This window comes from Clostridium sp. UBA4548 (assembly GCF_002387895.1).
Lineage (GTDB): Bacteria > Bacillota > Clostridia > Clostridiales > Clostridiaceae > Clostridium_J.
The window spans coordinates 55513-81958 of record NZ_DGLI01000009.1; the positions used below are offsets into that span (position 1 = coordinate 55513).

Below are 26446 nucleotides of genomic sequence, written 5' to 3' on the forward strand. Positions count from 1 at the left end.
GTGAATGGAGAGATATATTATGAGTAACAATCCAAGAGAAATGCTAAATGCCTTTATGGGAGGATTACAAGAAGTAGGAACTACTAATGGAGCTAATGTAGAAGCTTTCATGGGACTTTTAGGGGCAACTTATGCACCAGCAGCTTTAGATGTTAAGACAAAAGAATTAATAAGCGTTGCTATCGGTGCTTTCAGCCGTTGTGAATATTGCATAGTATTCCATGTGTATAAGGCATTAGAAGCAGGAGCTACTAGAGCAGAAATAATGGAAGCAGCTATGGTTGCAGTAGCATTTGGTGGAGGCCCATCAATGGCATATTCAGTAACTCTTTTAAAAGAATCAATTGATGAGTTCGAAAAGGACTTTCAATAACTTTTAAACAAATACCTGTGCGATTACATTGTGCAGGTATATTTAACTTTTTTGAAAATAAAAAAGCTTTGTATACTTGTGATTTTATAAAATTTTAACAAAGCTTATATATAAAAATATTTTTCAAAATTCATTTCAAAGTAAATTTATTTATGAATATAAGGCAGGGGTAAAAATGATTGAATTAAAAATAGAAAAATTAGCTGGTCATAGTAAGACAGGTAAAGTTGGAAAAATAAATGTTAAAGTTGGAGATAAGTTATCTATTGGAGATATAATTTTTCAAGTTGAGGGAGACAAAGGAAACGCTCCAATAAAAGCAAGTTTCTCAGGGGTGTTAAAGGAATTAAAGGTTGAAGAAGGAGCTACAATAAATGTTGGAGATGTGTTCGGAACTATGGAAGGATCTCCAGAGACAATGGAAAAACCAAAGGCTTTTGACTACTTTAATTCAATGTTAAAGCCAGTTAAAAGAGAAGTAAGCTGTGATTTGACTGTAATTGGTGCAGGACCAGGAGGGTATGTGGCAGCAATTTATGCAGCTAAAAAAGGTCTAAAAACAGTAATTATTGAAAAAGAAAACTTGGGAGGAACTTGCTTAAATGTGGGATGCATACCAACAAAAGCCTTAGTTCGATCTTCAGAAGTTTTTGATGATATAAAACATGGTGAAGACTTTGGGATAAGCATATCAAATGCAGAAGTTAATATGGATAAAGTGATAAAAAGAAAAGATAAAATAGTTAATAAGTTAACCTCAGGTATAGATTTTCTTCTAGAGAAGAATTCAGTAGAGAAAATCACAGGATTAGGTGAGATATTAGATAAGAATAAGGTTTTTGTAAAAGGAAAAAGAGAAGAAGTTACTATAAATACTAAGAATATAATAATTGCAACAGGTTCAAAAATTGCAAATTTAAATATAGAAGGTTTTAGTGGAGATAAAGTATTGAATAGCACTGAAGCATTAAGTATGAAGGAACTTCCTGAAAAAATGGTGATTATAGGCGGCGGTGTTATTGGTATGGAATTTGCCTTTATCTATGCTAACTTTGGGGTAGAGGTGATGGTTGTTGAGTATATGCCAAAGATTCTTTGCACCATGGATGAGGATGTTATTGAAGAAGTTAAAGCTATAGGAGAAGAAAAGGGAATTAAGTTTTTTACCTCATCTAAAGTTACTTCAATTAAGAATAGTGAAGATGGAAAAGCAATTGTATGCTTTGAGAGCAATGGTGAAGAGAAGTTTATTACTTGTGATAAAGCATTAGTTGCTATAGGAAGAGAACCAAATTTAGAAGGGTTAAATGTAGAGAAAATAGGATTAGAGCTAAATTCTAATGGCAGAGGAATTAAGGTTGATGAGAGCTTAAGAACAAACATAGAAAATATTTATGCAATTGGGGATGTTAATAATAAAATCGGACTTGCTCATGTGGCATCCCATGGAGCTATGGTAGCTGTAGATAATATACTAGGAGAGAAAAAGGAAATGGACTATTCAGCAGTTCCTAGTGTGGTTTACACTACTCCAGAGGTAGCTACTGTCGGAGTAACTGAAAAAACAGCTGTTGAACAGGGAATAGCAATAAAAATTGGTAAATTCCCATTTATGGCTAATGGTAAGGCTCTAACTTATGGAGAAGAAAGAGGCTTTGTGAAGATAATTAAAGATGCTAATAGTAATAAATTCATTGGAGCTTCAATAGTAGGACCACATGCATCAGATTTAATCGGTACATTAACTTTAGCAATTAAAAATAATCTTTCGCAAGAGCAAATTAAAGAAACAATTTTTGCCCACCCAACAACCTCAGAAGCAATTCATGAAGCAGTTCTATCTATAGAAGGTGGTGCAATTCATTTTGATAACTAAAAGAAGGGTAATTCTTTCTGAAAGCTTCAACCCTTACTTTAATTTAGCCTTAGAAGAGTTTCTTTTAAACAAGGTAGAAGAACAGGAGATAATTCTGTATCTTTGGAGAAATAAAAATACAGTGGTAATTGGTAGAAATCAAAACCCTTGGAAAGAATGTAATTTAGAGGTTTTAACTAAAAATAAAGGAACACTTGCAAGAAGACTATCCGGTGGGGGAGCAGTTTATCACGATTTAGGAAACTTAAACTTTACCTTTTTAATGAGAGAAACTAATGAAGACTTAAATAAACAGTTATCAGTGATAATAAATGCCTTAGAAGACCTAGGTATTAAGGCAAGGTTTTCAGGTAGAAATGATATTTTAGTACAAGATAAAAAAATATCTGGAAATGCCTTTTATAGAGATGAAGATAGATACTATCATCATGGAACTTTATTGTTCAATGTAGATATGGACATATTACCTAAAATATTAACTCCATCTATAGAAAAACTAGAGTCAAAGGGAATAGATTCTGTTAAAAGCAGAGTAATGAATTTAAAGGATTGCAAAGAAAATCTAACTATTGAAAGTCTTACAAAGGCATTAATTAAGTCCTTTGAATTTAACTATGGACACATTGATAAGATTGAAAGTTTAGATGAAAAATTAAGCCATATAGAAGAGTTAATTAAGAGCTATTCCAGTGAGCTATGGATATATGGAGATTGTCCTAACTTTCAAGTGTCACTAGAGAAAAACTTTAAAGAAGGAAAAATACAACTTAATATTAAGACTGAAGACGGAAAAATAGAAAAATGTAAAATATACACTGATTCCTTATTAATTAAAGAGTTTGCTTACATAGAAAACTTATTAAAGGGGTGTAATTTTAATAAGGCTTACATTTTAAAAACACTTGAAGTTAGTAAGGATAACCATGGAGAAAATCAAATCAACGTGATAAATAGAATAAGAGAAATAATAGAAGAAGCTACTATTTAACTCAGTATAGGCTGATATGTTGACAATTTAATAGCTGAAATCCTTAAAGTTTTTAAAACAAAGAGCTGTAGAAATGAGAATGTTAATTATCTACAGCTCTTTTTAATTTAAAATTACTATTGGAAACATGTAAAGCATAATTTAATTCAACAAATGATGAACATTTACATATTGTTATTGAATACTTTATCTTTAGTAAATTCATGAGGGAGGGATTTAATTAAAGCCCATACAATCACACAAGAACCTATTTTATCTAAAAGATTATTTAGTATTTTAGGGATAAAAGATGAAACAAATACAGTGTTACCAACCTTTTGTAGCCACATAAACAAAAAGTCTGAGCCTGTACCAGTTAGTCCTCCATACATCCAAATTCCTATAGGAGTGCCAATAAGAGGGCATACTACACTTAGAATTACTCCAGTAATAATGGACGAAAGCAAACTCCATTTGAATTTCTTAGCTACAAATCCAACAATTAGACCTACAGCCACATTAACTAGTAAGAAGGGAATATCCTTTGGATTAAATATAATTCCAGTTAATATGTTTGTTAAAGCACCTACAGTGGCACCATACCAAGGCCCAAAGTAAACTGCCACAAATATTGTACCTATAGTATCAAGGTATAAGGGAAGTTTTAAACTGCTAGTTACAATTCCAAGAACAATGTTTAGTGCTATTGCTATTGCACAAAAGATCATTAAGGACAATTTTTTATCTCTCATTTTTTTCCTCCAAAAATCAAATTATTTACAAACCCATGTAAATTATATTCATGAAGGCTTTATAAATCCAATACTTAATTTGAATAGATACTTGATGCTTTATAAGAAAACCTAATATTACAAGAATTTATGATTAAATGTGATAAAATGCTGGTATATGCAAAGAATTATTTTTTTGATAGTTAGTTAATAGACTTAGGTAAGAGATCAGCAATAAATAAATAAAAAATATAGGAATATATAAGTAAAAGAATATAACAATATATAGTGTTTCTGCGGTGTTTGGGGCTTTTGTTGTCTTTTAACAGGGGGAGAATGCACTATAAAATTGTAAAAATTGATTAGGATGTGAATAGATGAATAGGGGTAAAAATTTAGTATTAGTAAGTCATTGTTTATTGAACCAAAATTCCGTAGTGCCACCATTAGCTAGAGCAAAGGGAGCATTCCCTATAGCGAAAGGATTAATAGAAGAGGGCATTGGCATACTACAACTTCCATGTCCAGAGTTTAAGTTTTTAGGACCAGAGAGGAAGCCAATGAGTAAAGAAGAATATGATAGCAAGGAATACAGGGAGCTTTGTAAAAACTTATTTAAACCTGTTTTAGAGGATATAAAAATATACTTAAAAAGTGGATATAATCTTCTTGGCATCCTAGGTATAAATGAAAGTCCAACCTGTAGCATTACAAAAGAGAGAGGAATATTCATGGAGGAGATACTTGAAGCTCTTGAAAAAGAGAATATAAAAATTAATTATTTTGAAATTCCTACAACCTACACAGAAGGTGAAGATTACAATGAACTATATTCCTCTTTGAGAAAAGAATTAGGTGTTTAATTGCATTGCGGAAAAATAATTCTCCCATCTTTTTTAGGTGGAAGTTAAAGCTTCTTTTGAAGTCGGTGAGTATAATGAGTTTGTTCAGCACTTAGATTAGAATATAAGTTATTTAAAATTAATAGAAGTTATATAAAAATTGTATTATAAATATAAAAGGATGCCTGCATAAATAGTTAGCAGTCATCCTTTTATATCTATAAATTCATAGGAAAGTTTAGTCTTTATCAGGATTATCCTTTGACAAACCTGCTATAAGTAAATCCTTACTACCAATTAAGAAGAAACTTTGAAAGAACATTAATAGACCAGTTCCAATAAGAATCCATTCGATTTTAAACACATCAGACATTGGACCAAAAACCAACATTCCAAGTGGCATCATTGAACTAGAAATCATACCTAAAACACCGAATACCCTTCCTAAAAAATCTGGCTCAACCTTCTCTTGCAGTAAAACCGTAGATGGTGTGTTAAAGAAGGGGATAGTAATACCTACTACTATCATTATAAATAAGTAAAACCAGAAGTTAGGTACAATGCCCAGTAAAAAGGTGCACATACCAGTAATGAAACTAGATAAGGCCATTGTATGAATTTTGTTTTTAAAGCCTCCCCAAGAAGCCATGATAATTCCACCTACCATCATTCCAATAGAAAAGGTAATCTCAACAGCTGTTAATCTCCACACATCTTCTCCAAAGGTTCTTGTAACTTGAAGGGGGCTTAAAAAAGCTACTGGAGCTACTAAGAAAAAGAAAAAGGCACAAAATATAAAGAACTTTTTAACATATGTATGTCCCTTTATGTAGTTGACACCAGCCTGTAAATCTTTAAAATAACTAACCTCTTGAGGACCTTGAGCTTTACTATGAGCTGGTATTTTGAGAAAGAATAATAGTACCAAAACTGCTACTGCAGCTGTAATCACATCAATAAAAAAGATAGATTCTATGGAGGCCATAGAAAGAAGGGCGCCACTAATCATTGGTGAAATCAGCATCACCATGGATTGGATACTACCGTTAATGCCATTCACCTTTGTAAGTTTATCTTCAGGAACTATTTGAGGAAGAAATGCTCCAATAGCTGGGGTTTGAATTCCTGTACCTACGGATCTCAAGGCAGACATAACAAAAAGTAAACCCATAGATTCATAGCCCATTAAGAATAATATGGCAAGCAAAAGTGTACTTAGGGCAATAAAGGAGTCTGATAACATAATTAAATTCTTTCTATTATAACGATCTGCCCACACCCCAGCAAAGGGAGAGAGAAAAAAAGTAGGAAGAAAGCCACAGATTATAGATATTGTCATCATTGCTCCAGACTTAGTATTAAGGGTAATATACCATAAAATTGCATACTGAACTAAGGAAGAGCCAAAGAGAGAAATAGTTTGGCTAAGCAAAAAAAGTATTACGTTTCTCTTCCAATTTGTTTTCATATTGAACTAATCACTCCAATCTGACTTTAATAACTCTGAAACTTAAAACAATAAGCTTTATATAAAATAGATTTTACAGTCTGACAAGATCAACTTATTGTAAATATCTTAGGATTAATATTAAGAGGTTACATACTTAAAGATATATTGGGTTTTGATCTTGTTTATTTTATATTTAAGGTGAATCAACAGAGTCATTGAACTATTTTACTATATATGCTAATAGCTTTTCAATAAAATTTGAAATATATAATACAGAGCATTGAAATATTAGCACATTGTTGGAGTTTTATCATAAAATAAATAAAAAGAATTTTGGATATATATGCTTTTTAAGATAATAAATTAATGAAAAAAGCTATAAACATTCCGAATATTTAAAAAATGTATTGACAAGAAATATAAGTTGGATTAAAATTACTTTAAATTAAAAGCTATGAAGAGGAAGAGTAAATAGTTAACTGCTTTAAGAGAGAGAAACTCACCGGCTGTAAGGTTTCTTAGGCAAGTATTATTGAAAACCACCTCTGAGTTGATTACTGAAATTAAGTAGGTAAATCCGCATACCAGCGTTAATGGTTTTAAGTGACAAAAGTAGGTTTAAATTATACTTTTGTAATTTGGGTGGAATCGCGATTAAACTCGTCCCTTATTTGGGTACGGGTTTTTTATTTTATATAAATTTATATTATTAATAAGTAAGAAATTTATCATGATAAAAGGTCTATAGTAGTCCTAGATATAATTTAGTTCATTTATGGACTATATTTCATAGGTAATCGCTTAGTTTATGGAATGCTTTAAGTTTTACCTTTGGACCTTTGCAATTGAAAGGTTTAGTTAATAAAAAATTATAATTGAAAGCTATGAAGAGGAAGAGTAAATAATTTACTGCTTTAAGAGAGAGAAACTCATCGGCTGAAAGGTTTCTTAGGCAAGTATTGTTGAAAACCACCTCTGAGTTGATTGTTGAACTAAAGTAGACAATTCCGTGTGCTAGCGTTAATGGCTTTGAGTGACAGAAGGAAAATAATTTAAGCTTCTGTAATTTGGGTGGAACCGCGAAGATACTCGTCCCTTATTTTAGGGAGGAGTTTTATTTTTTTTGAGGGATCTTTACATTGTAAAAATTAAAATTTAACAATATTTTGGAAGCTTCAAGTCTGCCATCTTCTTTAAGTAGCAGTTGCTCTGCCTAGAGAAATTGCTTTGGTGGTAGTCAAAATCTGCTTCCAAAGTTGTTAAACAAAATGAACTTGTTCATTATTTAAAGAATAAGTAATGAAATCGAAGAAAATTAAAGGAAATTAAAGAAATGTAATAATTATAGAGGAGGTAATAGTATGTTAAAGGTTATTTTAAAGGATGGAAGTATAGTTAATTCTAATGAAGAAGAAGGAAGAGGGGCACTAAGACATACAGCAGCTCATATTCTTGCTCAAGCTGTAAAGAGGTTATATCCAAAGGCTAAACTAGCTGTTGGACCTTCTATAGACAATGGCTTTTATTATGATTTTGATGTGGAAGAGACTTTTACAATGGAAGCTTTAGAGAAGATAGAAGAAGAAATGAGAAAAATTATTGAGGAAGATTTAAAGCTGGAAAGGTCAGTGATGTCTAGAGTGGAAGCTCTAGATTTAATGGACAAAATGGAAGAACCTTATAAGAAAGAACTTATTAATGATTTACCTGAGGGAGAGGAATTATCTTTCTTTAAACAAGGGGAGTTTGTTGATCTTTGTGCAGGACCTCATGTGGTTTCAACTTCAAAGGTAAAGGCTTTTAAATTATTGTCAGTGGCAGGAGCTTACTGGAGGGGTAGTGAGAAAAATAAAATGCTCCAAAGGATATACGGTACAGCATTTTCCAAGAAAAGTGAGTTAGAGGAATATTTAAATATCCTTGAAGAGGCTAAAAAAAGGGATCACAGAAAGCTTGGAAAAGAGCTAAAGTTATTTACTATAATGGAAGAAGGGCCAGGATTTCCATTCTTTTTACCTAAGGGTGTAGTTTTAAAAAATAAGCTGATTGAATACTGGAGAGAACTTCACAAGAAATATGGTTATGTAGAAATTGAAACTCCTATGATTTTAAATAGGGAGCTTTGGGAAACATCAGGACACTGGCATCACTATAAGGAAAACATGTACACTGTAAACATTGATGAACAGGAATATGCAATAAAACCAATGAACTGCCCTGGTGGAATGCTGGTATATAAATCCGAAGTTCATTCTTATAGAGATTTACCAATTAGAGCTGGTGAGCTTGGAAGAGTTCATAGACATGAACTGTCAGGAGCCCTTCATGGCCTAATGAGAGTTAGAGCCTTTACTCAGGATGATGCTCATATATTTATGTTACCAGAGCAAATTAAGGATGAAATAAAAGGAGTAGTTAAGCTTATTAATGAAGTTTATAAAAGGTTTGGTTTTAAATATAAGGTAGAACTTTCTACAAGACCAGAAAATTCTATGGGAACAGATGAAGAGTGGCAGTTAGCTGAAAACTCACTTCAAGGGGCTCTAGAAGAAATGAATATGGAATTTAAAATAAATGAGGGTGATGGAGCCTTCTATGGACCTAAAATTGATTTTCATCTGGAAGATAGCCTAGGAAGAACATGGCAATGCGGAACAATACAACTAGATTTTCAGCTTCCTCAAAGATTTGACTTAAATTATATTGGTAGTGATGGAGAAAAGCATAGACCAATTGTTATTCATAGAGTAATTTTTGGAAGTATTGAAAGATTTATAGGAATTTTAATAGAGCATTTTGCTGGTAAATTTCCAACTTGGTTATCACCAGTTCAAGTTAAGATACTTCCCATAGCAGAGCAATATAATAATTATGCAGAGGCTGTAAAAAATAGGTTAGAAGATAATAATATAAGAGTTGAGATGGATGTAAGAGCTGAAAAAATAGGGTTTAAAATAAGAGAAGCTAGAAATGAGAGAGTTCCCTATATCATTGTAGTAGGTGAAAAGGAAGAAGCGTCACAAAGTATAGCTCTTAGAAGTAGAAAGGGAGGAGATGAAGGAAATCTATTATTAGAAGAATTTGTTAGAAAAATTTCTCAGGAAATAAATAATAAGGAAATATAAAATCTGTAATATAGAGAGCTAAGTATGTTTAAATAGGATAAAGTTTTTTCAATAGAGCTTATGAGTAATAAATACAAAAATATAAGGAATTACAAATAGTGGGTAGAATATAGGGTTCCATGATATAATTTTAACTTATTCATCTTCATAACCCCTTAAGGGAACCAGGGTAGGACTCATGTATAAGTTAAGTTTTAACTCTGGTTCCCTATAGCTGGTATTTTATAAAAGCGCATAAATTCTTAGCATAATTTACTTGAAGCTTAAATTAATTATTAACCCCTAAGCTTTCTAAAGTTTAGGGGTTAAACTTTAAAATAAAAACTTCAAAAAGAATAATGAAAATTTTATAGAGAAAACTATTGATTAGAATCTATAAAGAAAGGATGAAGAATATGGGTTTTGATAGCAGCATTTCTGTTTATAGTGAAATTGGAAAGCTTAAAACTGTTCTTCTTCATTGTCCAGGAGAGGAAGTTGAAAACATAGTTCCAGATTACCTTAGAAGGCTTTTGTTTGATGAAATTGTATTTTTACATCAGGCACAAAGGGAGCACAATCAATTTGCAGAAATCTTAAGGAATGAAGGGGTAGAGGTACTTTATCTTACGGATTTAATGTCGGAGGTTTTGCAGGATACCAAAGTTAGAGAAGAGTTTTTGAAAGAATTCGTGGAGGAAGGAAAGGTTGTAACTCAAGGGCTTCAGGAGGCCATAATGGAAGTTTTAAGTCCACTATCCTCAAAGGAACTTATAGTAAAGTGTATTGGAGGTATTAAAAAGGAAGAGCTTAAGCACATTAAACCTAAGGCTTTGGGTGATATGGTGAAAAAACCTTATCCTTTTTATCTTGATCCAATTCCTAATATGTACTTTCAAAGAGATCCTTTTGCTTCAATAGGAAGTGGAATTTCTTTGAATGTTATGGCTAATGAAACTAGAAATAGAGAAACTATATTTGCAAAGTATATCTTTAATTATCATCCTAGATTTAAAAATGTGCCTAGATGGTATAATAGAGATAAAACTCACCCAATTGAAGGCGGAGACATTTTAGTGTTGTCAAGTAAGGTGGTAGCTATTGGAATTAGTGATAGAACAGACCCAATGGCAGTGGAGAGATTAGCCCACAAACTTTTATATTCAGAGGATTCCTTTGATACAGTTTTAGCTTTTGATATTCCTAAAACAAGAGCTTATATGCATTTAGATACAGTATTTACTATGGTGGATTATGATAAGTTTACTATATTCCCAGGCATAGAGGCACCTCTTGATGTGTATAGCATTACTAAGGGCAAGGATAATTTACTTAATATTAGATATGAACATGAAGATTTGTCTACCGTATTAAAGGAGCATTTAGGATTGCCAGCAATAGAGCTAATAAGATGTGGTGATGGGGATCCTATTGCTGCTAGTAGAGAACAGTGGAATGATGGAAGTAACACACTTGCTATATCTCCAGGAAAGGTAGTTTGTTATAATCGAAACTATATAACAAATGAAGCCTTGAGAAGGAGTAAAATAGAGGTGTTAGAATTTGATTCTTATGAATTATCAAGAGGGCGTGGAGGTCCAAGATGTATGAGTATGCCTTTAGTTAGGGATAAATTGTAATGAGAAAAACAACCAAGTTAATAATTAGTGGAGTTACTCTATTAATTATAGCAAGTGTTTTCTTCATAATTAAGTATAATGAAAAGCTACAAACCTTAGCGCCAGTAAATGGAAAAGTAGATATTGGAGGCTATGGACTTAATGTGAAAGTTGAAGGCAAGGGAACTCCAACTGTGATTTTTGAGTCAGGATTGGGTGGAGGAATTGGCGTTTGGACAAATGTACAGCCAGAGATTTCAAAGCTTACGAGAACTTTCTCCTATGATAGGGCAGGACTTGGTGAAAGTGATAAAAGCACTCTAGACAGAACTAGCTCAAATCAAGTAAGAGAACTTCATGAGTTGCTTCAAAAAACTAAAGTAAAAGGGCCTTACATTATAGTTGCACACTCTATTGGTGGGTTTAATGCTAGATTATTTGCAGATAGCTATCCCGAGGAAGTTGCAGGAATAATATTTGTGGATGCTGCTCATGAAGAGATGTTTAGCTTATACAAGTTATTAGCACCTAAAGAATATGAAAATACTAGAGGTGAATTTGTAAATCCTGAGGGAACCTTTGATGATTTATTAAACAGTGCTGCTGAAGTTAGAAAAGCAAGAAGAAGTGATGGACTGAGAGATATACCAATCACTGTGCTTTCAGCTGAAAATACGGATTTAAATGTGCCTGGCACCATATTAGTAGGGTGGGCACAACTTCAAAGAGACATAGCTACTTTGTCAGATAATAGTAAGCAAATTACAGTGAAAGGCTCTGGACATATGATTCAAGATGATAACCCACAGGCAATAATTGATGAGATAAAATATATGATCAATAATTTAAGAGAAAAATAAGGTTATATGAAGCAGGTGTTTTAAGATAAAAGACAATTTATCAAGGCACCTGCTTATTTCATTGAAGGATACAAGAACTAATTGTCGAATATGTTCAATATCAATGAGTTGGTTGTTTAGTATTAGATAAATCTCTTAAATTATAAGTTGAAGAACGCTAATACTTTTAAATATATTTATGGGGATGATAATATTGAAATTTCTTAAAAAGTACATTAAAAAATACTGGAAACCTTTTTGTCTTGCAGTGGCTTGCTTAACTATTGAGGCCACTTGTGACCTATTACAGCCCACTATCATGTCCAAAATAGTGGACATAGGAGTGAAAAATAGAGATTTGGATTTTGTGGTAAAAATGAGTTTTCTAATGCTTGGAGTTACTGCTATGGGCGCTTTAGGAGCAGTTAGCCGTAATATTATAGCAAGTATTGTATCGCAAAAGTTTGGCACAGAGCTAAGAAGTGACCTGTTTAGTAAGGTTCAAAGTCTTTCCTTTGAAAAAATAGATAAATATGATGGAGCATCCTTAGTTACAAGACTTACTAATGATATAACCCTAGTACAAAATTTTGTGAATGGACTCATGAGGATATTTGTAAAGGCTCCACTTTTATGCATAGGAAGCCTTATAATGGCTGTAAGATTAAATGCCTATATGTCTGTAATTTTTTTAATTGTAATCCCAATAATAGTTTTACTCATAGCTATGAATATGAAAATTGGATATCCTTTTTTCAGAAAGATACAAAAGGCTTTGGATAATGTAAATAGTGTAATGAGAGAATATTTATCAGGGGTTAGAGTAGTTAAAGCCTTTAATAGGTTTAATTATGAAACTAAGAGATTTAAGAAGACAAATGAAGAATTAACGGATATTTCAACTAGAGGGATGCGTGTTATGGCAATATTTTCTCCAGGAATAACCCTAACAGTAAACTTAGGTATAGTTGCAACTCTTTGGATTGGTGGAATTAGAGTAGATAGGGGAAATATGCAGGTGGGAGAGATAATTGCTTTCACTAATTATATGACTCAAATATTATTTTCTTTGATGATGATCTCCCATGTATTTAATATGTTTGTTAGAGCAAAGGCTTCAGCAGAGAGAATTGATGAGGTTTTTTCTGAGGGGAATTCTCCTATAGATAATGGTGGTGCAACTGCAAAACCCATGGTAACAAATGGGCTTAATAAAAAGCAGGCAGTTTTAAAGGAACAGGTTAATTCCAAAGATACTACAATGGAAGACTCTTTAGTTAAAGGAAGAATAGACTTTCATAATGTGAGTTTTTCCTATGCTGGAACTTCGGGAGAGCCTGTACTTAAGAATATAAGCTTTTCTTGCCTTCCAGGGGAAACTCTTGGAATTATCGGTTCTACTGGTTCAGGAAAAACCACCTTAGTGAACTTAATTAATGGATTTTATAATATAAGTTCTGGAAGTATAAAAGTAAATAATGTAGATATAAAAACAATGGATATCAAAACCTTAAGAGAGAGTATTGCACTAGTACCTCAAAAAATAGTTCTTTTCTCTGGAACCATTATGGACAACATAAAATGGGGAAAGGAAAATGCTACCCTAGAAGAAGTAGTTCAAGTGGCTCAGGTGGCTCAAGCTCATGACTTTATCAGCACTCAGCCTAAGGGGTATGACACTATTTTAGGACAAGGTGGGGTTAATTTATCAGGGGGGCAAAAGCAGCGTATTTCCATTGCTAGAGCTTTAATTAAAAAGCCAGAGATACTGATACTTGATGATTGTACAAGTGCTGTAGATGTGACTACTGAAGAAAAGATTAGAGAAGCCTTAAAAAAGTATTCGAGTAATTTAACTTCCATTATAATTGCTCAACGTATTACATCAGTTATGAATGCGGACAGAATATTAGTTTTAGAAAATGGCGAAGTAGCAGGTCTTGGAAAACACGAGGATCTTATGAAAACTAGTGAAGTCTATAAAGATATATTCCGCTCTCAAATTGGGAAGGAGGCAATAAATAATGGAAAAGAAGCATAAGGAAGGTGAAGTTATTGTTCCTAGTCCATTAAACAGAGGGGGAGGTTTTGGAGGAAGAAGACCAATGGGACCTGTGGCTAAGCCTAAGAATTTTAAAGGTACTCTCTTAAGGCTTTGGCAATATTTCGGTGGAGAACAAAAACTGTTATTTATAATATTTGTTTTTATATTGTTTAGTTCAGCAATTGGATTGTCTGTACCCTATTTATTAGGTCGAGCTATAGATGCTATGTCTTTTAGTAAGGGTGTAGATTTTCATATGCTTAGTATAGTTGTGGGTATTTTAATAATAACCTATATAATTGATGGGGGAATTAACTTTTTTCAAGGCTGGCTTATGGCAGGAGTAGCTCAGAGAATAGTGAAGAAGTTAAGAAATACACTTTTTGAAAAGCTTCAAAAGCTATCTGTTTCCTTTTTTGATCTTCATACCCATGGAGAAATCATGAGTAGACTTTCTAATGATATTGAAAACGTAAGTACCACAATTTCTCAGTCAACTATTCAACTAATGTCGGGAACTATAGTTTTATTAGGATCTTTTATAATGATGCTATATTTAAGTCCCTTCCTTACCTTAGCTAGCTTGATTACTATACCATTAGTATTTTTACTAACAAGAACGGTGGCTAAGAAAACTAAAGTCCTATTTAAGAACCAGCAGGTGGAACTTGGAAAGCTCAATGGACACATTGAAGAAACCATATCAGGAATTCTAGTGGTTAAGGCTTTTAATCATGAGGAAAAGGCTATTGAAGAGTTTAATGAAATCAATAATAGGCTTTGTGAAGTTGGAACAAAAGCACAAATATTATCTGGCTACATCATGCCTCTCATGAATGTAATTAATAATATAGGCTTTACAGTAGTTGCAGGAGTTGGGGGAGTTTTAGCTGTTAAGGACATGATTACTATAGGGGTAATTGCTAGCTTTTTAAGCTACTCAAGGCAGTTTTCTAGACCTTTAAATGACTTAGCTAATATTTTTAACACTCTTCAATCTGCAATTGCAGGGGCAGAAAGAGTATTTGAAATATTAGATGAGAAGGAAGATCCAGAAGATCTACCAGGGGCAAGGGAGTTAGATAAACCTCAAGGTGATGTGGTATTTGACAAGGTTAACTTTGGATATATAGATGATAAATTAATACTTAAGGATGTAAGTTTTCACGCAAGGGAAGGAAGTAATATTGCACTTGTGGGACCAACGGGAGCAGGAAAAACTACCATTGTAAACTTACTTGCAAGGTTTTATGATGTAACCCAGGGAAGAATATTGATTGATGAGGTTGATATTAGAGAATATACTAGAGATAGCCTCCGAAAAGCCTTTGGAATTGTGCTTCAAGACACTTATCTTTTTTCAGGAACTATTAGAGAAAACATAAGGTATGGAAGGCTTGAAGCTAGTGACAGAGAAGTTGAAGAAGCTGCAACTATGGCTAATGCAGATGTTTTTATCAGACGATTACCTAAGGGATACGACACAGTACTAGCTGAAAGTGGAAGCAATTTAAGTCAGGGACAAAAGCAACTTTTAGCCATTGCAAGAGCAATTTTATCAAATCCTTCTATATTAATTTTAGATGAAGCTACCAGTAGTGTTGATACTCGTACTGAACTTAACATACAAGAAGCTATGCTTAAGTTAATGAAGGGAAGAACAAGTTTTATCATTGCCCATAGATTAAGCACTATTCGAGATGCTAATGTAATTATGGTTATTGATAATGGTGAAATAGTGGAAAAGGGTAGCCATGAGGAACTTATAGAGAAAAAAGGTGTTTATTATAATATGTACTCAAAGCAGTTCACCCAATCTTATGAGGAGTAATTAAAATTTTCCTTAAATAAAAGATAAAAGGAATTTCAAAGCAATTTATGTGAAAAATTGTTTTGAAACTCCTTTTATTTTATCTATAAGCTTATACTTACCTATAGATATTTTTATATAAAATATAAAGAGCTACACATAATGCATACTTACTCATTATGTGGCAGTACTTTCTTATGTTTTTAAGGAATGAAATTTATAGTTTTATCAGAATGTAAATTAACTAAAACATCATTCAATAACTTCGCTACCTTTTTAGCTTCAACTCCATTTTCATCCTTTATAGCGGAAAATTCAGTTACCTCCATAGCAATAGTTCTTGTATCTTTTAGAATACATGAAAGTAATTCATTTGCTTCTCTTAAAGAAAAACCATTATCGCTTGGGGCATAAACTGAAGGTAATTCTTCTTTTGTAATAGCATCCAAATCAAAATGTATAAGTATTTTTGAATCGCTGGGAATAGTTGCTAGCAAATTAGATACGGAAGCTGTTATTCCTTTTAAGCGTAAATCATTTAGGCTAAATAGTGATATTCCATAACTCTCTTCATAACTTTCTTGAGTTCCTAATACAGAAATATGAGAACTATTAAATTCAGCAGGTTTATTATAGAACATATTATCATTACATAAAAACCATAACCCCATAGCTGCCGCTCCAACACAAGTATGGGAAGAAGGTTTCAGAGCATCCAAGTGGGCATCTATGCATATAACATAAAGTTTATCACTATACAATTTGTATAAGCCATGAACAGCTCCTGTAATTATGCTACAATCTCCTCCAAGAATTAATAAAAAATCTTTTGAGTTGAAAAGTTTTTGGGAATTGTTACTCACTTCATCCCAAATAATTCTGGGAGAAGGCCAATTTCTTATAGGAGCTATATTATGTCGAGGTAAATAACTTGGTAGTGATAGATCCCCCAAGTCGCAAACTTCAATATTAGATTTCTTAAGTAAATTATTGAGCTCAGCCTGTCGGAATGCAGCAGGAGCAGTTTCTGTACCTGAATGTAAGCTGCCTGAAAAGGTTGGAACTCCTATCAATCTTATTTGCATAAAATTCCTCCTAGTAATAGTTTAATTTCAAATTTATTGGTTACAATGCTATAATAAAAATATAACATTAAGATGTGTAATAATCAATAATAATTTTAGGAGGTTACAAAATGGATTTAATATGCTTTGATTTTATAAATAGTAAGTGGTATAAAGAACAAGATGCAATGGAGCCTTTTACTAAAGAGAAGTGGGTGAATAACTTTCTTAATAAATGGAATCTAGAAATTATTCCTATAGCCAATGAAAAAGAATTAGATAAACTTTTATATCTTAGAAATTTACTGATAAGTATAGTAGATAATATCCAAGAAAGAGGAAGCATAAATAAAAAATATATAGATGAATTGAATAAAGTTATGTGTGAGGAGTTTATATATAGAAAAATTCATATTTGCGATAAACAACTTGTTTTGGATTATGTTTGTAGTTCTTATCAGTGGCAATATGTAATTAGTAGGATAGTAGGGTCATTTGCAGAATTAATATGCAATCACAACGTAGATAATATAAAGATTTGTGAAAATTCCAGCTGTAGGTTTGTTTTTTATGATTTCAGTAAAAATCACAGTAAACGATGGTGTTGTGATACTTGTAGAAATTTAATAAAGGTTCGTAATTTTAGAGCCAAACATAAGGAGAAAAGTGAATTGGTTGAGTAGCAATGTATTAAAAGATTTATCCTTAAAGCAAATTATTAAAAGTATATTTTTTATTTTGAATTTTTTAGATGTATCCGTTAATATATTTATAGAAAACCAAAGACTGGTTCTAATTTATACTTTAATCTTAAAATGGGTTAGCTAAGGAGTTTAGTGATGAGTAAAACACATCATTACTTTGGAAGTTTAATATTGAATTTTATCAAAAGCAAGGAGAATTTTAATGATAGATATTACAATTGAAGAGAAACTAAAGGAAAAATGTCCACACATAACCATAGGATGTATTGAAGCCTGTGTCAAGGTGAAAAGTGGAAGCGAGGAATTGTGGGCTGTTATAGAAGCAAAGTGTAGGGAAATTGAAAGTGAGTATAAGCCAGAAGATGTATTAAAGATTGAGAATATAGACAGTTCACGAAGAGCATATAAGGCATTAGGAAAAGATCCAAGTAGATACAGGTTATCTTCAGAGTCTTTAGTTAGGAGGATCGTAAAGGGGAATGGTTTATACAAGGTTAATAATGTGGTAGATATTAATAATCTTATATCCTTAACAAGCAGTTATTCAGTAGGCACTTATGATTTAGATAAGGTAGAGTACCCTATAGTTTTTACAATAGGAAAAGAAGGAGAAACCTATGAGGGGATAGGAAGAGGGATAATAAACCTTGAAAATCTTCCAGTGTTTAGTGATAAACAAGGACATTTTGGGAGTACAACATCAGATTCCACTAGGGCTATGATAACTTCGGAAACTACACACATAGTTATGAATATTATATCTTTTAATGGGGATAAGGAGCTAAGTAAATACATAGATTATGGTATAAATTTATTAGAAAACTATGCCATGGGTAAGATTTTAGAGGTGAAGATAATATCTTAAAACCATAGAAAGAGGTGAAAAAGAGTTATATAAGTGATTAACCACTTGATATAACTCTTTTATATAGAAAATAATTATGAAAATGCATAAGTTATTGGTTTATTTTGTATAGTTATCAAAATAACCTTGAATGTATATAATTGGAGTCCCTTTATCACCACTTCCAGAAGTCAAGTCAGCTAGAGAGCCAATGAGATCTGTAAGTCTTCTTGGAGTGGTTCCTTGAGATACCATAGAACCTACTAGGTTAGAATCTTTATTTTTGATATATTCAGAAATAGCTTTTTTAAGTTCATCTCCTCTTAAATCAGCAAAGTTGTTGTCAGCAAGGTATTTTAATTTAACTTCATTAGGGGTACCCTCAAGACCAGAAGTATAGGCTGGTGATATCACTGGATCAGCTAATTCCCAAATTTTACCTACTGGATCTTTAAAGGCACCATCACCGTAAATCATAACTTCCACAGTTTTACCAGTAGTTTCTTTAATTTTAGCTTGTATGTTATCAACTATAGGTTGACAATTTCTAGGGAAAAGCTTAACAGTGTTTTCGGTTGACTTATTTGAACCTAAAAGGCCATAAGCTTCATTACAACCACTACCATCAATTGAAGTTGATAAAATATCATCAAGACTATATATTTTGTTACCACCGTTAGCCTTTAAAATCCTTTTAGTTCTAAATCTAGTATGAATATCACAAGTCAGCACATCTTTAGTATAGTTTAGAATAGTTTTTGGATTATTTGAGAAGATAACTTCACATTGGATACCATATTCTTCAACTAAAGACTTATAATATTCTATATAATTAACTCCTGTGAAGGTATGCTCTATTTTACCAAAATAGTCATAGAATTGTTCTTCAGTTAACACATCTGTCCAAGGGTTAATACCCTTCTCATCTAATAAATCTACATCAACTAAATGATTACCAACCTCATCAGAAGGATAGCTAAGCATCAAAACGATTTTCTTTTTAGCTCCCTTTGCAATACCACGAAGGCAAATAGCAAAACGATTACGGCTTAAAATCGGAAATATTACCCCTAGGGTATCTCCTTGAAATTTATCTTCTATATCTTTAGCAATATGGTTAATAGTTGCATAATTTCCTTGAGCTCGTGCTACAACAGATTCAGTTACGGCAATAATATCCTTATCACTAATAGAGAATCCTTCTATACTAGAGGCGTTTAAAACGCTGTCTACAACTATTTCACAGATATTATCCCCTTCATTAATAATTGGGCAACGAAGGCCTCTAACTACAGTTCCAACTACTCTTTCCAAATTAACATCTCCTCATTTTTAAATAAAATATATCCCATACTTGTAATATACAGTATGTCTATGATATAAGTAAAATAAATATATGTAATACTACATATAAGGAGGGCTTATATGATAACTAAATTAGATTTATATAAAGTGTTTAGTGAAGTTTGCAAGTGTAAAAGTTTTTCAAAGGCAGCAAAGGAGCTTTATATGACCCAACCAGCTGTGAGTCAATCTATCATGCAGTTAGAAGAAGAACTTGACACAAGGCTTTTTACAAGAACACCAAAGGGTGTTGTGGTAACTAATGAAGGACAACTTTTATTTGAATATATAAGTTCTGCTATAAATTTAATCAACGTAGGAGAAACAAAGCTATTAGAATGTAAAAACTTAATGGCAGGGGAACTAAAACTTGGAGTGGGAGATACAAATTCAAGATATTTTTTGCTATCTTATTTAGAAGAGTTTCACGATAAATATCCTAATATTAAGCTTCAAATTATAAATCGAACAACTCTAGAAATTTGTGATATGTTAAAATCTGGAGAAGTTGATTTGGGAATATGCAACTTTCCTATTAAAGACTCATCTCTGGAAAAAGTACCTTGTAAAGATATTCAAGATATCTTTGTTTGTGGCAGTAAATTTAAAGACATAATTTCTAAACCACTAACCTTTGAGGAATTATCTAAACTACCATTAATATTATTGGAGCCTAAATCCAATTCTAGAAAATATGTAGAAAAATATTTCGCCTCTAAAAATGTTAGAATTATTCCTGAGATTGAGTTAGGCGCTCATGATTTACTGTTAGAATTTGCAAAAATAAACCTTGGAATAGCCTGTGTTATTAAGGAGTTTTCTCAAAGGTATTTAGAGGATGGAACTTTATATGAAGTGAAAACAATAGAAAAGATACCAAGAAGAAGTATCGGCATTTGCTATCTAAAAAGTGTATCACCTTCTCAAGCAGCTAAAAAGTTTATTGAAATAATGGATGAGAAATAAGAATGCATTAGAGTGGGGGTTATAAAAGTAATAAACCTAATAATTTAAGCTTTAGACCTCATATGATAAAAACACAAATCATATTTTGAAAATAAACTAGAATGAATTTATTATAAGATAATATTTCGGGGAGAAAGACTCTTAGTGAAGTATTTATAGCTATGAGGCACAAAAATTATTAGCAATTTTAGTAATAATTTTTCAAAAGGGTTTAGTTAAAGGTTATAATAAAAGAGAATAGTAAAAAAGTGGGGGAATATAAATGGAGTATGGGGAAAATATGTTAAAAGAAAAGTTAATTAAAGTTAAAGAAAATAACTATTTACTAGAAGGTGGAGAAGCTTATTATGAAGTAGCCTTAGAAATGATGGAGAGTATTGGGGTGTTAGATCCAGAACTTAGAGATAAGTTAATTTATACAACCTTTTATCATTGGATTGTAGATGGAAGGTTTACTGTAGAACAACTTAAGGATTTATTAAATATTAGTTTGGAAAATTTAAATCTTCATCATGAGATAAATGGCGAAGAAGATCATCAGGTTTTTAAAAGAGCTTTTTCCGTTTTGATAGTTGCACTTATTTTATATAAGCATAGAAGTGACAAATTCTTATGTGAGGAGACTCTATATAAAGTAAAGAATATTGTTGTAGAATATATGCTTATGGAAAAGGACCTTAGAGGATATGTGAAGGAACATGGGTGGGCACACTCAGCTGCCCATACAGCAGATGCATTAGATGAGTTAATTCAGTGCGATTGTTTTAATGACATTGATTTTATGGACATATTAAATTCCATAAAGGCTAAAGTATGTGTAGGGAATTATGTTTATATAGATGAAGAGGATGAAAGAATGGTTACAGTGGTGGAGAACTGTATTAAGGCGAAGAATTTAAATTCCTTAAAAATCATTTCTTGGTTAAAGGATTTTAAAATTGAAAATCCTAGTAATAGAACTGTTGAATATTATCACTTAAAGGTAAATATAAAGCATTTCTTAAGAAGTTTATACTTTAGATTGTTAAATGTGGAAGGTGCAGAGGCTATAATTGAAGAAATAAAGGGCCTGTTAAATAATTTATAGAAATAACTTATATATAATAAGCTTAAAACTACTACTCAGGATATGGGGGTAGTTTTTTATTATATAGTTAATTCAACTTTTTTATGCGTTAAAAAAGCGCCTGGAATGCCTTGAAATTGCTGGGTTTCAGAATGTATGTAAAAAGTGTAAGTAATGGCTAGCTATTTAAAAGAGGGTGTAAACACACGCATTTGTTCATATATAGTTAATTCAACGATATTTTGGAAGAATAAATTCCCAGCTATTATTGCCTTCTAGACAAGTTTAGGGTGGAAATAGTTAACCAATGGTTTATTTTTTTTGATATAATCTACTTTGGCTCCATTGTAAGTAATAGGTGTGAGGGCTAAAATTAAAGTATAGGGAGGGATAGTCATGGCAGAAATAAATGTTGGAATTAATATAGCAATTAAAAGAAAAGAAAAAGGAATAACTCAAGAAGAATTAGCGAATTTTATTGGAGTATCAAAGGCTGCAGTATCTAAGTGGGAGTCAAATCAAAGCTATCCTGATATAACGTTACTACCAATAATTGCAACCTATTTTGATGTAAGTGTGGATGAATTACTAGGATATCATCCTCAATTATCAAAAGAAAAAATAAAGGCTTTATATGTAAGATTATCAGATGATTTCGGCAAAAAACCTTTTCAGGAAGTTTATGAAGAATGTATGGAGTATATTAAAAAGTATTATTCCTGTTGGAGACTTCAATTTCATATAGCATTACTCCTAGTTAACCATGGAAGTATAGCAGGAGATAAGGAGGCATGTAGTGAGATATATAAACAGGCTGAGAGCATACTGCAAAGAGTAATAAAAAATAGTCAGGATTCTAGCTTAAGTAGGCAGGCAACTTATATAAAGGCAACTTGTCTATTAATGAGAAATGAAGTTGATAGTGCAATATTGGATTTAGAAAGCATTACGGAATTGTATTTAAGTTCTGAGGTTTTACTTGCAAATGCCTATGAAATGAAAGGTGAAGTAAATAAATCCATAAGTATTCTTCAAGAATATATTTATATATCCCTTTTAGGCATATTAGGATCTGTACCAAGTCTAATAAGGTTATATGGTAATGATAAGCAAAAGGTAAAACTTTGGAGTGAAACTGCCATAGAATTGGCTAATATATTTAAAGTTAAAGAGGTAAATCCTTCAACGCTACTATCAATTTACTATATTACAGCTTATATCCATGTTATGCAGGGGGAAAGACAAGAAGCAATAAGTATGTTAGAAGAGTATGTAAAGACGGCAAAGAGGGAGAATTTCTTTCCAATTAAGTTAGGAAGGAATGAACTATTTGACTCTATAGAACACTTATTTGAAAGAATAGATTTAGGTGGGGCGGCACCAAGAAGTGATAAGGTTATAAAGGAAGACATTAAGTCAAGTGTCATAAATAACCCTATGTTTAATGCTTTAGAAAAAGAAGATAGGTTCATTGAATTAATTAAAAGATTAAAAGAAGTATAGGAGTGAAAATGTTATGGAAAGTATTAGAGAGTATATACCATTTTTAATACCAATTATTATAATTGAGTTTGCTTTAATGATTTCAGCAGTAGTCCACATTATAAAACATGATAAATTTAAGATTGGAAATAAAGTATTATGGATAATAGTTTCAGTGGTATTTCAAATCATAGGTCCAATTCTTTATTTCACCATTGGCAGGAGTGATGAGTGATGGAAGTTTTAAAGGTAAATAACCTTTTTAAAAGCTTTAAAGGGCTTAATGTTATAGAAGATTTAAGTTTTTCAGTGAAGGAAAATTCAATTTTCGGCTTTATTGGAAAAAATGGAGCAGGCAAAACAACTACAATGAAAATGATTCTTGGATTTCTTGAAGCCACAAAAGGTGAAATATATGTATGTGGTGAAAAAGTTGTCTATGGTAATACAAGCACAAATAAATATATTGGTTATCTTCCTGATGTTCCTGAATACTACGGGTACATGACACCGAAGGAATATTTGAAGCTTTGTGGTGAAGTTACAGGTATGAGGAAAAAGGATATTAAAGTAAAAAGTGAAGAACTACTAACTTTAGTAGGGTTAGAAGGGATTAATAGAAAAATATCTGGTTTTTCAAGAGGAATGAAGCAAAGGTTAGGTATTGCTCAAGCTCTACTCAATGAACCAAAACTACTGATATGTGATGAGCCAACTTCAGCCTTAGATCCTATTGGAAGAAAAGAAATACTAGATATTTTGTACAAGGTAAAAAATAAAACAACTATAATTTTTTCTACACATATACTTTCAGATGTGGAAAAAATATGTGATACTGTAGGATTGTTAAATGATGGAAAGATAGTAATGTATGGAAACCTACAGGAAATAAAAAGCAAGTTTAAGACTGATAGTATAGTTATTGAGCTACAGGATAAAGATAAAGGGTTAATATTAGAAGAAAAGCTAAAGTCCATAAAGGATATTACTGAGGTTGTTGTTGAGGGAAAAGAAGTTAAACTTCAAGTAAAGAATATGGAGGAAGTTAGCAAAGATATAATAAAAGTATTTGCAGAAAATAATATATCAATAAGAAAGTACGAAATTCTAGAACCATCCTTAGAAAAATTATTTTTGGAGGTGGTAAAATGAAGAGCTATATAGCTTTTGCAAAAAAAGAGTTCATGGAGCAAATAAGAACCTATAAATTATTTATACTTTTAGCCTTGTTATTTATTTTAGGAATGATGAGTCCCTTATTTGCAAAAATAATGCCAGATATTATAGGCTCTATGGATTTTCAAGGGATGGAAATTAAAATCCCAGAGCCAACTTTTTTAGATGCCTATGTTCAATTTTTTAAAAACATCAGTCAAATGGGATTTATTGCTTTAATCCTTATATTTAGTGGTTTATTATCTGGAGAATTAACAAGGGGAACCCTAGTGAATATGGTGTCTAAGGGGGTATCTCGTAGTGTTATAATACTTTCCAAGTTTACTACAGCTGCTCTTATTTGGACAATAGGATATTTAATTTCTATAGGCACTAATTTTCTATATACCTTCTATTTGTTTGGAGAGCACTCAGTTAATAATTTAACATTGTCTCTTTTCTGTTTATGGCTCTTTGGTGTTTTTCTAATTAGTACAATTATTTTTAGTAGTACAATAGCCAAGGGAAACTATGGGGGACTAATAGTGACTTTTATTATCTACGGAGTATTAATGCTAGGAGATTTGTTCCCAAAAGTTGCAAAGTTTAATCCCTATACTCTAACTTCAAAGTATATGGATTTGTTAAATAATAAAGTTGATATAGGGTACATGAATATTACAATAATAGTTACCATTGTAGTAATAGCACTATCTATAATTGGGGCTTTGAAAATATTTAAGAAAAATCCACTATAAAGTAATTGAAATAGTAGCTAACCATTTAGGTTAGTTACTATTTTTTTTCTGTATAAGAAAAAAATTTTTTATAAGAAAATAAAATTTCATGGTGGAAATAATATGGAAACAATTTAACTAATGTTGGAAAAAACATCATGTTAGTATTTAGATATACCAAATATAAGGAGCGATAATTTATGAGAGAAACATCAATACTATTAATAATCTTAGCTTTAATAGTTATGTTAAGTTTAGTAGGTTGCAGAAATAAAGAAAAGACAACGGTACTAACAAATGATGTAAAACAAGAAACAGCGATGCAAGAAGATGAAATAAAAAAGATAATTATTGATGGAGCAAACTTTTTAAATGAAGGAAAATATGATGATGCTAAAAGTACTTTTGAAAAAGCCATTTCCATGGATAAAGCAAATAAGGGAGCTTATATAGAAATAAAAAATAAGTATCTAGAAAAGGAAAGACTAGATGATGCTTATTATATTATTAAGTTAGCTATAAGTAATAATGTAGACACTGAGAATATGAAAGTGCTTCTTAACGAGTTAAAATTGAAATTCGAACCAACTAAACTAGAGGTAAGTTTATATAAAAACAAAGAATATACCTTGCCAACTAAAATTAAAGCAAAAATTAATAATGCTGAAAAGGAAGTTGAGGTTGTTTGGAATAATACCACTGTAGATGCAAGTAAAGTGGGGGAAGTGAAGTATGAAGGGCGAATAGAGCAATATGATAGAGCTGTTGAATTATATCTTGAAATCTTAGAAACTAGAAGGGAGAAGAAAACAGGATATATAACAAAAGTGTACGAAGAAGGTGAAAAAAGATATATAACTATGGATGAAATAGAGTTTTATTTTAATGAAAAAGATAATAATATTGCTGATAGAGAAGCTGCAAAAGATGGTGTTATAGCCTCTGAGGGAGTTTATTATATTAGAAATAATAATAAAGCTTTGAAAAGTTTACAGGTAGCACAAGACGCTAAAATATCTCTCTGTGGGTATAGATATAATCTAGAGACCTTAGTTCAAAAGCCAGTAAATTTTGAAGAGTTAAAGAATCAAAAGGGTGATTTAAGGTTGCTTTGTCATTTTTATTTAGAGAATAATGTAGTAGTTAAAATTGAAGAACAATATGTACCATAGATGTTTAAATAGCTCTAAATTATTTCTGGTAGTTTGAATTGTATCATAAGAATTTATTAGAAAACTATTTATGAGAAAATCCCCAATTCTATTCTAAATGTTATAAACAAAAATATTAATTATATAGGTAATAAAATTTCAGGGTGTTTGAAGTTTTAAATTCATTGAACACCCTTGAAAACTATTAAGGAAAACTTAGTATAAGAGAAATATTCAAGGTACTTAATTAAAGGGTTTGAAGAAAAATGTAATAAATT

22 protein-coding genes and 2 other annotated features are annotated in these 26446 nt (G+C 31.7%); of the genes, 18 read left to right on the plus strand and 4 right to left on the minus strand.

The features are described from left to right. The first annotated feature begins 19 nt into the window (after nucleotides 1-19). The 3 genes from B3040_RS03280 to B3040_RS03290 all read left to right on the plus strand — a co-directional run bounded on the left by B3040_RS03280 (nucleotide 20) and on the right by B3040_RS03290 (nucleotide 3237). On the plus strand, nucleotides 20-373 hold the full coding sequence (locus tag B3040_RS03280; RefSeq protein ID WP_017416336.1) for a carboxymuconolactone decarboxylase family protein: 354 nt from the start codon (nucleotides 20-22) through the stop codon (nucleotides 371-373). Nucleotides 374-548: 175 nt separating this feature from the next. Then, a complete protein-coding gene (gene lpdA / locus B3040_RS03285) occupies nucleotides 549-2249 on the plus strand; it encodes a dihydrolipoyl dehydrogenase (protein ID WP_291570148.1) in 1701 nt (566 codons plus the stop codon). After that, nucleotides 2239-3237 carry a lipoate--protein ligase gene (locus B3040_RS03290; RefSeq protein ID WP_291570150.1) on the plus strand — a complete coding sequence of 333 codons (999 nt, stop codon included), beginning with the start codon at nucleotides 2239-2241 and terminating at the stop codon, nucleotides 3235-3237. Before lpdA ends, B3040_RS03290 begins: the two co-directional genes overlap by 11 nt. Nucleotides 3238-3401: 164 nt before the next feature. Here B3040_RS03290 and B3040_RS03295 read toward each other — a convergent pair whose 3' ends face one another. Beyond that, nucleotides 3402-3968, minus strand: a complete 567-nt coding sequence (locus tag B3040_RS03295) for a CD3073 family putative ECF transporter S component (RefSeq protein ID WP_017416339.1) — start codon at nucleotides 3966-3968, stop codon at nucleotides 3402-3404. Between the two features lie 356 nt (nucleotides 3969-4324). On the opposite strand from B3040_RS03295, the gene B3040_RS03300 reads away from it, so the two are divergent. Next, nucleotides 4325-4810 (plus strand): CD3072 family TudS-related putative desulfidase, encoded by a 486-nt coding sequence (locus tag B3040_RS03300; protein WP_291570153.1) that lies wholly within the window; start codon nucleotides 4325-4327, stop codon nucleotides 4808-4810. A 217-nt stretch (nucleotides 4811-5027) separates the two neighbouring features. Here B3040_RS03300 and B3040_RS03305 read toward each other — a convergent pair whose 3' ends face one another. Beyond that, on the minus strand, nucleotides 5028-6257 hold the full coding sequence (locus B3040_RS03305; RefSeq protein ID WP_291570156.1) for an MFS transporter: 1230 nt from the start codon (nucleotides 6255-6257) through the stop codon (nucleotides 5028-5030). Between the two features lie 427 nt (nucleotides 6258-6684). After that, nucleotides 6685-6910: a binding site (T-box leader), on the plus strand. Between the two features lie 204 nt (nucleotides 6911-7114). Continuing rightward, nucleotides 7115-7339 (plus strand) — a binding site (T-box leader). Between the two features lie 261 nt (nucleotides 7340-7600). Between B3040_RS03305 and thrS the strand changes: the two genes are divergently transcribed. The 5 genes from thrS (at nucleotide 7601) to B3040_RS03330 (ending at nucleotide 15676) form a co-directional block, all read left to right on the plus strand. Beyond that, nucleotides 7601-9364: a threonine--tRNA ligase gene (gene thrS / locus B3040_RS03310; RefSeq protein WP_349679160.1), complete on the plus strand. Its 1764-nt coding sequence runs from the start codon at nucleotides 7601-7603 to the stop codon at nucleotides 9362-9364. A 395-nt stretch (nucleotides 9365-9759) separates the two neighbouring features. Beyond that, nucleotides 9760-10983 carry an arginine deiminase gene (arcA, locus tag B3040_RS03315; protein ID WP_291570158.1) on the plus strand — a complete coding sequence of 408 codons (1224 nt, stop codon included), beginning with the start codon at nucleotides 9760-9762 and terminating at the stop codon, nucleotides 10981-10983. After that, on the plus strand, nucleotides 10983-11822 hold the full coding sequence (locus tag B3040_RS03320) for an alpha/beta fold hydrolase (RefSeq protein ID WP_291570160.1): 840 nt from the start codon (nucleotides 10983-10985) through the stop codon (nucleotides 11820-11822). The genes arcA and B3040_RS03320 overlap by 1 nt, the downstream gene beginning before the upstream one ends. Before the next feature lie 184 nt (nucleotides 11823-12006). Next, a complete protein-coding gene (locus B3040_RS03325) occupies nucleotides 12007-13842 on the plus strand; it encodes an ABC transporter ATP-binding protein (RefSeq protein ID WP_414632516.1) in 1836 nt (611 codons plus the stop codon). Beyond that, nucleotides 13826-15676, plus strand: coding sequence for an ABC transporter ATP-binding protein (locus tag B3040_RS03330; RefSeq protein WP_291570164.1), 1851 nt, complete (start codon nucleotides 13826-13828; stop codon nucleotides 15674-15676). The genes B3040_RS03325 and B3040_RS03330 overlap by 17 nt, the downstream gene beginning before the upstream one ends. 182 nt (nucleotides 15677-15858) lie before the next feature. Here the strand turns inward: B3040_RS03330 and B3040_RS03335 are convergent, their stop codons facing one another. Continuing rightward, nucleotides 15859-16740 carry an arginase family protein gene (locus tag B3040_RS03335; RefSeq protein ID WP_291570165.1) on the minus strand — a complete coding sequence of 294 codons (882 nt, stop codon included), beginning with the start codon at nucleotides 16738-16740 and terminating at the stop codon, nucleotides 15859-15861. A 110-nt stretch (nucleotides 16741-16850) separates the two neighbouring features. On the opposite strand from B3040_RS03335, the gene B3040_RS03340 reads away from it, so the two are divergent. Both B3040_RS03340 and B3040_RS03345 read left to right on the plus strand, forming a co-directional pair. After that, the gene (locus B3040_RS03340) at nucleotides 16851-17402 is read left to right on the plus strand and encodes a CGNR zinc finger domain-containing protein (protein WP_291570167.1); all 552 of its coding nucleotides are present in this window, start codon (nucleotides 16851-16853) and stop codon (nucleotides 17400-17402) included. Between the two features lie 223 nt (nucleotides 17403-17625). Then, entirely contained in the window at nucleotides 17626-18288 is a 663-nt protein-coding gene (locus B3040_RS03345; RefSeq protein WP_291570169.1) for a B3/B4 domain-containing protein, read from the plus strand. Between the two features lie 99 nt (nucleotides 18289-18387). On the opposite strand, the gene B3040_RS03350 is transcribed toward B3040_RS03345, so the two are convergent. Continuing rightward, nucleotides 18388-19581, minus strand: a complete 1194-nt coding sequence (locus B3040_RS03350; RefSeq protein ID WP_291570171.1) for a coenzyme F420-0:L-glutamate ligase — start codon at nucleotides 19579-19581, stop codon at nucleotides 18388-18390. Between the two features lie 111 nt (nucleotides 19582-19692). Between B3040_RS03350 and B3040_RS03355 the strand changes: the two genes are divergently transcribed. The 7 genes from B3040_RS03355 (at nucleotide 19693) to B3040_RS03385 (ending at nucleotide 26189) form a co-directional block, all read left to right on the plus strand. Then, nucleotides 19693-20577 carry a LysR family transcriptional regulator gene (locus B3040_RS03355; RefSeq protein ID WP_291570173.1) on the plus strand — a complete coding sequence of 295 codons (885 nt, stop codon included), beginning with the start codon at nucleotides 19693-19695 and terminating at the stop codon, nucleotides 20575-20577. 262 nt (nucleotides 20578-20839) lie between these two features. After that, nucleotides 20840-21664 carry a DUF2785 domain-containing protein gene (locus B3040_RS03360; protein WP_291570175.1) on the plus strand — a complete coding sequence of 275 codons (825 nt, stop codon included), beginning with the start codon at nucleotides 20840-20842 and terminating at the stop codon, nucleotides 21662-21664. A 375-nt stretch (nucleotides 21665-22039) separates the two neighbouring features. Beyond that, complete coding sequence (locus B3040_RS03365) at nucleotides 22040-23146, plus strand: helix-turn-helix domain-containing protein (RefSeq protein WP_291570177.1); 1107 nt, start codon at nucleotides 22040-22042, stop codon at nucleotides 23144-23146. 13 nt (nucleotides 23147-23159) lie between these two features. After that, nucleotides 23160-23360, plus strand: coding sequence for a PLD nuclease N-terminal domain-containing protein (locus B3040_RS03370; protein ID WP_017416352.1), 201 nt, complete (start codon nucleotides 23160-23162; stop codon nucleotides 23358-23360). Further along, nucleotides 23360-24277 (plus strand): ABC transporter ATP-binding protein, encoded by a 918-nt coding sequence (locus tag B3040_RS03375; protein WP_291570180.1) that lies wholly within the window; start codon nucleotides 23360-23362, stop codon nucleotides 24275-24277. The genes B3040_RS03370 and B3040_RS03375 overlap by 1 nt, the downstream gene beginning before the upstream one ends. Further along, the gene (locus B3040_RS03380) at nucleotides 24274-25038 is read left to right on the plus strand and encodes an ABC transporter permease (protein ID WP_291570182.1); all 765 of its coding nucleotides are present in this window, start codon (nucleotides 24274-24276) and stop codon (nucleotides 25036-25038) included. Before B3040_RS03375 ends, B3040_RS03380 begins: the two co-directional genes overlap by 4 nt. Nucleotides 25039-25217: 179 nt before the next feature. Continuing rightward, a complete protein-coding gene (locus B3040_RS03385) occupies nucleotides 25218-26189 on the plus strand; it encodes an Ig-like domain-containing protein (RefSeq protein WP_291570184.1) in 972 nt (323 codons plus the stop codon). Nucleotides 26190-26446: the final 257 nt, after the last annotated feature.

Coding starts and splice junctions, on each gene's coding strand:
- B3040_RS03280 (WP_017416336.1), top strand. CDS start 20: ATGAGTAACAATCCAAGAGAAATGCTAAATGCCTTTATGGGAGGATTA.
- lpdA (WP_291570148.1), top strand. CDS start 549: ATGATTGAATTAAAAATAGAAAAATTAGCTGGTCATAGTAAGACAGGT.
- B3040_RS03295 (WP_017416339.1), bottom strand. CDS start 3,968: ATGAGAGATAAAAAATTGTCCTTAATGATCTTTTGTGCAATAGCAATA.
- B3040_RS03300 (WP_291570153.1), top strand. CDS start 4,325: ATGAATAGGGGTAAAAATTTAGTATTAGTAAGTCATTGTTTATTGAAC.
- B3040_RS03305 (WP_291570156.1), bottom strand. CDS start 6,257: ATGAAAACAAATTGGAAGAGAAACGTAATACTTTTTTTGCTTAGCCAA.
- thrS (WP_349679160.1), top strand. CDS start 7,601: ATGTTAAAGGTTATTTTAAAGGATGGAAGTATAGTTAATTCTAATGAA.
- arcA (WP_291570158.1), top strand. CDS start 9,760: ATGGGTTTTGATAGCAGCATTTCTGTTTATAGTGAAATTGGAAAGCTT.
- B3040_RS03320 (WP_291570160.1), top strand. CDS start 10,983: ATGAGAAAAACAACCAAGTTAATAATTAGTGGAGTTACTCTATTAATT.
- B3040_RS03325 (WP_414632516.1), top strand. CDS start 12,007: ATGATAATATTGAAATTTCTTAAAAAGTACATTAAAAAATACTGGAAA.
- B3040_RS03330 (WP_291570164.1), top strand. CDS start 13,826: ATGGAAAAGAAGCATAAGGAAGGTGAAGTTATTGTTCCTAGTCCATTA.
- B3040_RS03335 (WP_291570165.1), bottom strand. CDS start 16,740: ATGCAAATAAGATTGATAGGAGTTCCAACCTTTTCAGGCAGCTTACAT.
- B3040_RS03340 (WP_291570167.1), top strand. CDS start 16,851: ATGGATTTAATATGCTTTGATTTTATAAATAGTAAGTGGTATAAAGAA.
- B3040_RS03345 (WP_291570169.1), top strand. CDS start 17,626: ATGATAGATATTACAATTGAAGAGAAACTAAAGGAAAAATGTCCACAC.
- B3040_RS03355 (WP_291570173.1), top strand. CDS start 19,693: ATGATAACTAAATTAGATTTATATAAAGTGTTTAGTGAAGTTTGCAAG.
- B3040_RS03360 (WP_291570175.1), top strand. CDS start 20,840: ATGGAGTATGGGGAAAATATGTTAAAAGAAAAGTTAATTAAAGTTAAA.
- B3040_RS03365 (WP_291570177.1), top strand. CDS start 22,040: ATGGCAGAAATAAATGTTGGAATTAATATAGCAATTAAAAGAAAAGAA.
- B3040_RS03370 (WP_017416352.1), top strand. CDS start 23,160: ATGGAAAGTATTAGAGAGTATATACCATTTTTAATACCAATTATTATA.
- B3040_RS03375 (WP_291570180.1), top strand. CDS start 23,360: ATGGAAGTTTTAAAGGTAAATAACCTTTTTAAAAGCTTTAAAGGGCTT.
- B3040_RS03380 (WP_291570182.1), top strand. CDS start 24,274: ATGAAGAGCTATATAGCTTTTGCAAAAAAAGAGTTCATGGAGCAAATA.
- B3040_RS03385 (WP_291570184.1), top strand. CDS start 25,218: ATGAGAGAAACATCAATACTATTAATAATCTTAGCTTTAATAGTTATG.